At 29.2% G+C, this 8,105-nt stretch carries 8 protein-coding genes; 5 read left to right on the forward strand and 3 right to left on the reverse strand.

Annotated elements, in window-relative coordinates:
• Positions 1-2 precede the first annotated feature (2 nt).
• On the forward strand, positions 3-671 hold the full coding sequence (locus AC15TD_RS11840; protein WP_484452361.1) for a discoidin domain-containing protein: 669 nt from the start codon (positions 3-5) through the stop codon (positions 669-671).
• A gap of 12 nt (positions 672-683) precedes the next feature.
• Positions 684-1,511, forward strand: coding sequence for an endonuclease/exonuclease/phosphatase family protein (locus AC15TD_RS11845; protein ID WP_484452362.1), 828 nt, complete (start codon positions 684-686; stop codon positions 1,509-1,511).
• A 137-nt stretch (positions 1,512-1,648) separates the two neighbouring features.
• Here the strand turns inward: AC15TD_RS11845 and AC15TD_RS11850 are convergent, their stop codons facing one another.
• The 3 genes from AC15TD_RS11850 to AC15TD_RS11860 all read right to left on the reverse strand — a co-directional run bounded on the left by AC15TD_RS11850 (position 1,649) and on the right by AC15TD_RS11860 (position 3,494).
• Positions 1,649-2,479, reverse strand: coding sequence for an alpha/beta fold hydrolase (locus tag AC15TD_RS11850; protein WP_484452363.1), 831 nt, complete (start codon positions 2,477-2,479; stop codon positions 1,649-1,651).
• Between the two features lie 275 nt (positions 2,480-2,754).
• On the reverse strand, positions 2,755-3,117 hold the full coding sequence (locus tag AC15TD_RS11855) for a peptidylprolyl isomerase (protein WP_484452364.1): 363 nt from the start codon (positions 3,115-3,117) through the stop codon (positions 2,755-2,757).
• A gap of 29 nt (positions 3,118-3,146) precedes the next feature.
• Positions 3,147-3,494, reverse strand: coding sequence for a peptidylprolyl isomerase (locus tag AC15TD_RS11860; protein ID WP_484452365.1), 348 nt, complete (start codon positions 3,492-3,494; stop codon positions 3,147-3,149).
• A 731-nt stretch (positions 3,495-4,225) separates the two neighbouring features.
• Between AC15TD_RS11860 and AC15TD_RS11865 the strand changes: the two genes are divergently transcribed.
• From AC15TD_RS11865 to AC15TD_RS11875, 3 genes are all read left to right on the forward strand, one after another.
• A complete protein-coding gene (locus tag AC15TD_RS11865; protein WP_484452366.1) occupies positions 4,226-4,759 on the forward strand; it encodes a PH domain-containing protein in 534 nt (177 codons plus the stop codon).
• Between the two features lie 191 nt (positions 4,760-4,950).
• Positions 4,951-5,337 carry a hypothetical protein gene (locus AC15TD_RS11870; RefSeq protein WP_484452367.1) on the forward strand — a complete coding sequence of 129 codons (387 nt, stop codon included), beginning with the start codon at positions 4,951-4,953 and terminating at the stop codon, positions 5,335-5,337.
• Positions 5,338-5,359: 22 nt separating this feature from the next.
• Positions 5,360-5,518 carry a hypothetical protein gene (locus tag AC15TD_RS11875; protein ID WP_484452368.1) on the forward strand — a complete coding sequence of 53 codons (159 nt, stop codon included), beginning with the start codon at positions 5,360-5,362 and terminating at the stop codon, positions 5,516-5,518.
• The last annotated feature ends 2,587 nt before the right edge of the window (positions 5,519-8,105 follow it).

Genomic DNA, 8,105 nt, shown 5'->3' on the forward strand with positions numbered 1-8,105 from the left:
TCATGCAAGAACAAATTAAAGAGTTTGATATTTTTAAAATTAATGATGAAGAAATTCGTTCGTGTTGGGTGTCGCAGTCTAACAACGATTCCATTTATGTTGAAATTGATTTAGAAAGTAAGATGAATGTAAAAGCTATTCAAATCAACTTTCAAGATTTTAATAGTGACATTTTTGGTAGGCCGGATGATTTAAGGCAACAGTTTGTGATTCAATCATCTTTAGATGGTAAAAATTGGAACACTATTGCAGATTATTCTGAAAACAAAAAGGATATGCCTCATAGCTATATAGAGTTAAAAGACGCTGTAGATGTTAAATATATTCGGTACAATCATGTGTATTGTACTAATAATTACTTGTCAATTTCAGAATTTGGAGTGTTTGGTAACGGATATGGAGATGTTCCTAAGCGACCGTCCAATTTAAAAATTACAAGATTAGCAGATAGGCGCAATGCCGAATTAGTATGGGAGAAAGACAAAAGTGCAATAGGATATGTGATTTATTGGGGTATCGTGAAGGATAAATTAAATTTATCGGCATTAATGTATGACAACCCAAATTATGAATTAAGAGCCTTATACAACAATAAATCGTACTATATGCAAGTAGAATCCTTTAATGAAAGTGGTATTTCAGAAAAAAGTAGTATTATTTTTGTTGAATAAAACCAATTTAAAATGAAGTATTTCTTAGCAGTCATTTGTTTTTTTTTCTTGATGAATATAAATGCTCAAGACGTCTCGGTCATGACATATAATATTAAACTAGATTATCCAAAGGAAGGAGAGAATAGCTGGACAAACAGAAAACCATTTTTCATTAATCAATTAAAATTCTATACCCCAGATATTTTGGGAGTTCAAGAAGTACTTCCCAATCAAATGAAGGATATGGATAGTTTACTGGTAGATTATAATTTTGTTGGTGTTGGCAGAGATGATGGCAAGGACAAAGGAGAGTATTCAGCTATTTTTTATAATAAAAAGACGTTTAAGGTTTTAAAATCATCAACGTTTTGGTTGTCTGATACACCAGAAAACGTTTCTATGGGTTGGGATGCTGTATGTAATAGGGTTTGCACGTATGCCCTACTAAAGAAAAAAAAAACGAATAAGAAGCTTTGGGTGTTTAATACACATTTTGATCATGTTGGTGCAGAAGCGAGAAAAAACAGTGCAATTTTGATTATTAAAAAAATAAAAGAGATTAATACAAATAACCTTCCAGTGGTTCTTATGGGCGATTTTAATATGGAAGCCGCTCACGAAAGTATTCAGTATGTTAAAACCTATTTAAAAGACTCTCAAGAAATTTCTAAAATTGTATTTGGACCAACAGGTACATACAACGGCTTTAATTTTAACGAACCAGTTACTAGGCGCATCGATTTTATTTTTGTTAGTCCTAGAGTAAACGTCAATAAATATGCTGTTTTAAGCGATAGTAAAGATTGTAAATATCCTTCAGATCACTTGCCTGTTTATGTAGATATAGAGTTAAATTAATAGAGGTAAGCGTGCTTATTTGGTTATAAAAATAGTTAATTAAAAATAATCATAAAAGTTAATGCAACTAATTTGATTTGTATTCTCATTAGAGATTATTTTTATAAACTGTTATAGACTGGTTCATTTAGAATTTTCTATTTTGTTAGAAACTCAATCCCAATTTTACTTATTAATTCTGGGCTCTCACTAAAAACTTCATGTGGTGTGTTTGGTAAAACACATAATTGACTTCCAGAAATTTTTTGAAATAATTCAATGCCATGCTCAAGTTTAATAACGTCCCTGTCCCCAAAAACAAGTAATACTTTTGCACGTATATTAGAAAGTATCTGGTCTGTAATTAACACATCTTTAGAATACATTCTGGTTATATCAGTAATGTATTTTTTCCATTTATCCTTTTCAGGAGATTTACTTTTATAATCTGCTAACCATTCTTTTTGATGGGTTTCTATAAAAGCTGGATTAATGAGCTTCAAATACTCAAGGACTTCAGCGTTTATGCCATCCATTCTACTATTTACTCCTGAAGCAATAATTTTCTTGACTTTATCAGGTCTCTTTGCAGCTAAATGTAATGCTGTAATACCACCATCACTATATCCAATAATAGAAACACTATCCAATTTGAACTGGTCAATCATTATTGAATAATAATCAGTCATTGAGTCAAAACTTAAAGAATCTGCTTGTTGGGATCTTCCGTGTCCCGGACTATCCACTGCAATAACTCTGTAATGCTTTGATAAATTGGGGATGACTTGCTGAAAATCGTGAATTGAGCCGAATCCACCGTGAAATAATAATAATGGTATCCCACTACCATATTCTTCATAATAAATATTCGTATCATATAGAGTGACGTACTTCCCTTGATTTGAGCCATAATTAATTTCTTGACTAGAACTCTTCCATGAAGAAACAACAAGAATTATAAGAACCGAAATTAATTTGTGTGATTGCATAATATTATAATTCATTATTTAAACTTGTTTATAACGCTTTTTTATAAGAATAGTGCGGTTTTGTGTGCGAGTTTTTCCGAAGGAAAATCAGACATCACAAAAGAGCGCTAACCTTTGATTAATCAACTAATTTAGAAAAAATGGAACGAACCAGAGGAAATTCATAAGGAATTTTCAAAATAAGCACTTGCCAAAGCAACGAATTAATCACGGCGTTGGGCACAGTTTCTTAAAATAACTTAACACTTAAAATATTTTCGAAAAGTTCTTTAGTGTTATTGAGATTTCCTAGTTTTTTCAATCACCTTGACCTTTAGTGTTCTTAAATTACTAGTTGGACAATCGAAAGAATCTGTTTGGACTTTCGCAATAGAGTTTGCCACTTCAATACCTTTAATGACTTCACCAAAGACAGTATAATTTTGATCTAAATCTGGTATACATACTATTGATTTATAAACTTTCCCTTGGTCTTCTGGAATGCTGTATTGCTCAAAACTTTCTTCTGAACGAGCTAATTTTAATATGCTATCGGAAAACATAGTGACTCGTTCCCAATTCTCGTCATTAATAGACTTTTGTATTGAGTCAAGGATTGGTTTTTTATTGGAGTCATTTTTAAAATAATCTTGCGCCATCAGCGTGTTAGTTCTTTCTTGGGATTTATTCAGTAGGCTATCGTTGTAAACCCCTCCTTCAGTAATATAAAACTACATTCCCGAAGATGCTTTTTTGGATTGCCATATTGCACTGCAGCCAATGCACCTTTTTTGTGAAATAAATTTCGGTTAAATTCAGCATCTATAACATAAGGTACATCTCCTTCACCAAGTGTATCACCAGGCTTAGCTTTTTTGCTGTCAGGATCTCCTCCTTGAATCATAAAATCTTTAATTACACGATGAAAAAGGAGGCTGTAAAAAGCACCATTTTTAGCAAGATTGATTAAATTGTCACGATGCAATGGAGTTTCATTGTATAACTCAATAGTCATATTACCATAGTCAGTTATCATTTCAATGGTTCTTCGTTGTTCTTCATTGGAGTTTGAAGGTTTTGTTCAGCGAATCATTGTGCCCAGCGATTAGGTATGTTTACTAGTAGCTATACCCACACTATTAATATACCTAAAAGATGAATATATCCTGCAAATATGGTTGAGTATATTCACTATTAGCATCTGTATTATTAATAAAAAAATACTCTAATATTTATTACAAACTACTATTTAAATTATTTTTCTTTTATTCATGCAAAAATAAATGGATAAGTCTTGATTGATTCTTTACCCGAAGAGGGCATAGCGCCTTTAAAAGAAGTAGGGAGAAAACTTAATGTAAAAATAAAGTAAATTGTTTTTTAACAAAGTATAGAAATATGGCTTTTGCTTCTTCAAAAGTTAGTCTACCAAAATTAACTTATAAATTTTTGACTCGTAATAAGGAAGTTTTAAATACGGTCATAGTCTTAACAAATATTCTAAGCCATTTAATTTATAATATTTGTTTATTTTTAATTTGTACTTAATAAATAGGGTAGTACGATTTTTTTGAACTTTAATATATTAGTGTAATAGTATATAGATATAGGCATTTGTCTATATCCAATTGTTAGTGATAAATTCAATACGTATTATATTAATCTTCGCACTTTTATTATCTTAGTTTATTAATCTGAAAATCCTCGCGGATTTTCACGCAATGAAACCATACACAAATACCTTATGGACAATAAAAAAAACTATAAATGACTTTAGGATCAACTTTAATACAACAAGCAGAATTTAATCCTAGGATTAGGACGTATATGTTATTGGTAATCGCCTTTATCATGACGATCTCTGTGGTAGGAATACCCTTCCTCATTTTTTGGTTTCTTGGACTTGGCCAATATATCAGTAGACGCTTTTATGAAAATCTTAAATGCCAATTAACAGATAGGCACTTGGAGTTTAGAAAGGGTGTGCTTTTCAAAGTTGAGAAAACGATACCCTTAGAAAACATTCAGGATCTGACGTTTATAGACAATCCTTTACTAAGGTATCTTGATCTACGGATCCTGAAAATTGAAACTGCAGGGCAGAGTAATCCTCAAGGGAGTGATATGGAATTGATCGGCATTGTTGACTCTTCAGCTTTTAAGGAGAAAGTCTTACACCAAAGAGAATTGCTGGTATCTATAAACAGAATAGACATTAGCCAGACAAAAACAAATGATGAACAAATTCTGGATATTCTAGGGGATATCAAGGATATTTTGAATGAGATAAAGAATAAATAATACAGCCCATAACAAAACCTAAACTGTATTAAACACAGTTTAACCAAACCGTTGTACAAAATAAATTTTTTATCGTAGGGGAGATTTCAATATTTAGTATTTTGAACACGCCGAAAATTTGATTTTTTTATTTATTTAAAAGGGAAACAAGGAATCTTCTCCGCTACGCTAAAAAATAATTTTAAAAATATATGGAAAATCTATGGTTAAGGCTGAATACGGAAAAATACCCATATATCTTAGATTCAGATAAGGAAATAATAGATAAATTCAATAGCACAAGGACTAATGAAGATTACAAAATTAGACTAGACAATCTGCCTAATTCATACGCAGAAAATTTTAATGAAGCAAAAATTTTATTACTACAACGAAATCCTAGCTCAGAAATTCTACCCGGATTAGAACCAACTGAAAATAATGAATTTTTAGTTTACAAAAATTTAAAATATGGTCTTGCTAAAAGCCTAAAACATGAAGATATGGCTTTTCCTTTTTATTGGCTTAATCCAGAATTTATGTTAACTGTTGGTTTTAAATATGGGCATATTCTGGATAAATATGCGCCAAAGTTTTAAATAGTTTCAATACGGTAAAAAAATGAACTTAATACAATATCCACCTAACAAGCCAAAAATATTTGAGTTCATATTGGATAATATCCTAATAATGGGCATAATTACAGGTGCAGTTTTAGTGATTTTAGCAATTGTAAAATTTATAGAATATCGAGACGCGAAAAAAGATGATAAAAAGTAATTTAATTATCTAAACAAATCAAATCTCAGAAAAGAACTATAAATGCAGTATTGATATTACTTATCTTATGTATTGTAATATTTGTTTATTTCCTAATTGAGATGAACTAATGACTTCAATTAGTTTATAAACTAATTAAATTGGGTTTAGTTATGGTTGTTATTGGCTTAATCTGTTATGAAGTTTTTGAACTTCTAACTATGTTATTATAAGAGATTGCATAAAAGTAAACGCTAAATTATTAACAGTATATTGAAGTATGAATAAAAAATACATAAAATGGATTGCGATAACTGTTTTGGTTGTTTCAATTATCGCAGTTGTGCTGTACCTTATAGTGCTGTTTTGGCAATCTTTTATTGATTTTGAGGTTTTTAAATAAAATTTAGAAAGTCGGTTTTAAATGAAAAGATATTTGACTATTTTTAGAATATGCTATTTATCGACTGCTTTATCGCAAATATGTACACGTTTAACTTAGAAGGATTTATTTTTTCTTCTATTTTATTGGTTGTTTCGATTTATATGATAATTGTAGGATATAAAAAAGGTATTAAAAAGGGAAGTGCAGGTAATAAGTTTAGGACATTATGGAGTGTTTTTTTTTATATTGGTATTATGCTATTATTACCTGTTTTATTTCTTTTCTATATTCATTTTAGCTCATTTCAGTTTCCTTTTTGACTATTTGGTTTGAAATAAAATTACTTTTTTAGTTATATTAAAATAACGATTTTGCATCGAGCATGAAAGTCAGTTTTAATGGTGCTGTTTTAGTTTGTCTGCCACGCTCTTTATCTGTACTATCTGATGCTTCACTATAATAGGTGTATTCTAAAAGTAGTAAAGCAGCATTAAAAAATGCCTAACGGAATTTTTTCCAATTAGACATAATTTAAATTCTCGAATGGTTGGTTAATTAATAGCATTACAAGTATAGAAAATAAAAGTAGGATATACAATACTCAAATTGAGTAATTTTAAGTCATTAACATTTGTTAATGTGTAGTCAATTTATCAAATGTACCTTGTACTATTCTTAAACTTGATATAAGTTAATTAATAGCAATGAGAGAATCATTCTTCAAAAGGTGGTTCTCTTTTTTTTATAAGCTTATTGCATAATTATTATAAGAAAAATAACATAAATAAACTTAATACGAAAATAGACACAACATATTGTAAGTCAGTGCATAATCAATAAAATATATCTTTATTTGTAATCGATTAGTTTGGTTGGTTAGTTATAAAGAGAATTATTCTGCTAAAGATGGTTCTCTTTTTTTATACATTTTTAATTCTGGCGATACCATATTCCGTAACATTCTTCCTTAGATTATTTATAGTATTGTGCATTAATGATTATTCAGAAAATATTCAGAAAGTAATTTATAATTACATTGGGACTATCTTAAATAAAAATGTATAATAATTAACGGTTAACGTAAAGTATTAATCCTTATACAAAACAGATTCCAGTCTTATGCAATATGTATAATTCATCATATTGATTAATCAAGTTTTTTTAACTTAATTGACTACAATTATTTTATAATTAATTGATGTAGAATGAAGGTTTCTCACATGAGATAATCATGTTTTATAATTTCATTCAATAACAACAACTATTTGAGATTGCAGTATGATTTAGGGGGGTAGGTCAAATCACTAAAAACCTTACAGAGATTACATCGCATCTTAGCAATTATTTTACTCGGCGCTGGAAATGGGGTGGGGTATAAAACAGTTGAACTACTTAATTATAGGTATAAAAGAATGATATTTCTCATATTTCAACAAATAAAAGACTGCTTACTTTGTAATGTTTATTAATGATAGCCCCCTATTAATTAATAGCGTGAAATTGAGAATTGTTCTGCTTAGAACGGTTCTCTTTTTTTATAATCTATACTTACAATTCATAACCTAACAAAAGTCATTTTTTAATCATTACAAAAAACCTTCTTTTGTAGTATTATGTAATGTTATTTATTGGTTGGTTTTAATGAATAGCTATAAAGAGAATTGTTCTTCTTAGAACGGTTCTCTTTTTTAATGCTCTATTACTTACAATTCAGAACCTAACAAAAGTCATCTTTTTTATAAAAAAAAATACTTTTATTTATCGTCAATAATAAATATAGATGTGACTAATTCTAAAAAAGGGTAATTCTGGGAAGGATTACTCTTTTTTTTATCTATCCTTTATAAGAAATTTAATTTTTAAGGCCTTCTCTTAGATATGTAAATTTATTTGATTAGTCACATATTCTATATTGTGCATAAAGGGAGAAGGTTTTTTAAATTTTAACTTGTAGTATTTTTATTATTTATAATATTCTTAAAATCATTACTAAAGACATTCGCATTAACTGTTATGCCATAGATAAGTTCTTTGTTGAGGTAGTTTATGATGCTGAACATAACACCTTAACAGAAGTAAGGAGTTTTAAATACGAGCATAGTCTTGATAAGTATGCTCCTCAAATTGATTGTTAATCTTTTCTGATTCAGTTAAATTTGTTTATCCCCCTACTAAAATTTATAATGACATTAATCATTTCCTATTCTTTGAGTAATATCTAAT

It is taken from the genome of Yeosuana sp., from assembly GCF_057126245.1.